This window comes from Dactylosporangium sp. NPDC051087, assembly GCF_055586325.1.
Map to the genome: position 1 here is coordinate 1 of NZ_JBVJIJ010000088.1, position 2,174 is coordinate 2,174.

The window sequence follows — 2,174 nt, forward strand, 5'->3', positions numbered from 1 at the left end:
TCACCAATCGCCTACGAAACAGCCACCCAAACCATCTCAGCTACGCTGCCCCAAGCCGCATAAACGCGTGTCCAAGATCAGGGGCGAAGGCCCAGGCGTGGCAGGCAGGCGTAATGGTTGTCGCCGCAGCCGGCAACAACGGTAACGGGGCGGGCAAGCTGACGAATCCGGCGGCCGACGAATGGATCCTCGCGGTCGGTGCCACCGCGACCAACGGGACCGTCTCCACCGGCGATGACAGTCTGGCCCCGTTCACGAATCTGTCCAACGGCGGCAACCAGGTCGACCTGCTTGCTCCTGGAACGTCCATCGCGTCGCTGCGCGATCCCGGTTCCAACATTGACACCGCCTACCCGGCCGCCCGGCTCGGCAACACCCTGTTCAAGGGCACCGGCACATCGCAGGCCACCGCCGTCGTCTCTGCGGCCGCCGCTTTGCTGTTCCAAGCGAAGCCGACCGCCACTCCTGACCAGGTCAAAGAGTGGCTAATCAAGGGTGGCGCCTTCCTGCCCAACGGCAAGGCCGCCACGATGGGCCTGCTGGAACTGAACGTCAACGGCGCACTCGCCCGCACCGGCACCGTCGTGCAGAAGCCGACCTGGAACCCCTCCAACGGCACCGGCCAGCTTGAGGCCGCCCGCGGCAGCAGTCACGTCGTCCTTGACAACCTCGTGCTCACTGGGGAGCGGACCGTTTGGGGTGCGATGGCAACAGCTCAGTGGGCACCAAGGTCGGCCGCGCAGACAGCCTGGTCGGGTGGCACATGGATGGGTTTCCGAATCGCCGGGGACAACTGGTCCGGAGCGTCTTGGGCGTCGAAGACGTGGGCGGCGGCGACCTGGACCGTCACCACGTGGTCGAACAACAAGAACTGGGCCGATCCAGCGTGGTCCGGCCGCACCTGGTCAGGCCGCACCTGGTCCGCAGGCACATGGTCAGGCCGCACATGGTCCAGCGACGAGTGGTCAACTGCCGGCTGGCAGTAGCACATGATCGCCAGCCCACACGGCTGAGCAGGTCAGGCTACGACTCGCCGAGTCGAGGTGATCGATCGGTCACTCGCAGGGCACTCCGCAGGTTGTGGCCGGGCGTCGCCCGGGCTCACCCGCAGCAGTGACTGGCTAAATAGCACGAAACGACAACAACGAACTCGCCAGCAATGCCGCCGCCTAACTGTGCCGAGCACAGGCGTTATTGACACAGCCGGGTGGCCTGATCAGTGAAGAGACCTCCGCGGCTGCATTTTCACCCTGACCAGAAGGTTCGCTGCTCACCGTAACGGCCCCAGGCTGACCGTGCATGGGGCGCATGCCCATCCAACGTGTCGACGACAAGGGGCCGGTCGTGGCCACGTAGGCAAGGGAACTCGGCCGTTTCCAGGTCACCGGGTACAAGTGGCTGGCTCGCTGACGTTCTGAAGGCGATGCCGAGCCGCATGTCCGGAATGCCAGAGCTCACCGCCTGCCTGCAATGTGATTCCGATCGGATCGCATCCTCGCCAGCATCGGCCGTCGCCGTGCTGGTCGCGGCCAGACACGGTCGCCAGTTTGGCCAACTCGTCCGTGGGCAGTGGCTGACCGTCGACAGCCACGGCATCAAAGGAGACGCGATGAGCTCGGTGATCGAAACCATCGATGTGCACGTACCGGTGCGGACGGCGTACGACCAGTGGACGCAGTTCGAGTCGTTCCCGCAGTTCATGGGCGGCGTCGAATCGGTCCGGCAGATCGATGACAGAAGAACCCACTGGGTGACCAAGATCGGTGGTGTCCAGCGCGAATTCGACGCAGAAGTTACCGATCAGCTACCCGACGAGCGGATCGCCTGGAGCAGCACCGGCGGCGACACCAAACACGCAGGCATGGTGACCTTCCAGAGGATCGGCGCCAGTGACACTCGGGTCACCATCCGAATGGACTGGCAGCCCGAAGGCGTCATGGAGAAGGTCGGCAGTGCGGTCGGCGTCGACGACCGGCAGGTCAAGGCCGACGCCAAGCGATTCAAAGAGTTCATCGAGCAGCGCGGCACTGCAACTGGGCAGTGGCGCGACGACATCCCGCCGGCGACCATGTGACCTGGTGTCGCCGATTTTTGAAATTTGACCCCTTTTGGGTTCGGGAATTTTGACCCCTCCAGGGCAGGTCAGTTGTGGTTGGCGCGGTTGTCCTTGAGGA

At 64.4% G+C, this 2,174-nt stretch carries 2 protein-coding genes; both read left to right on the top strand.

All coding sequences use genetic code 11. The features are described from left to right. The coding region (locus ACZ6TV_RS55165; protein WP_465309772.1) for a S8 family serine peptidase at positions 1-986 on the top strand (986 nt) is incomplete at its 5' end. A gap of 623 nt (positions 987-1,609) precedes the next feature. Beyond that, on the top strand, positions 1,610-2,074 hold the full coding sequence (locus tag ACZ6TV_RS55170) for an SRPBCC family protein (RefSeq protein WP_465309774.1): 465 nt from the start codon (positions 1,610-1,612) through the stop codon (positions 2,072-2,074). The last annotated feature ends 100 nt before the right edge of the window (positions 2,075-2,174 follow it).

What these genes read in the sequence shown, in the direction of transcription:
- ACZ6TV_RS55170 (WP_465309774.1), top strand. Translation starts at nt 1,610, where the DNA reads ATGAGCTCGGTGATCGAAACCATCGATGTGCACGTACCGGTGCGGACG.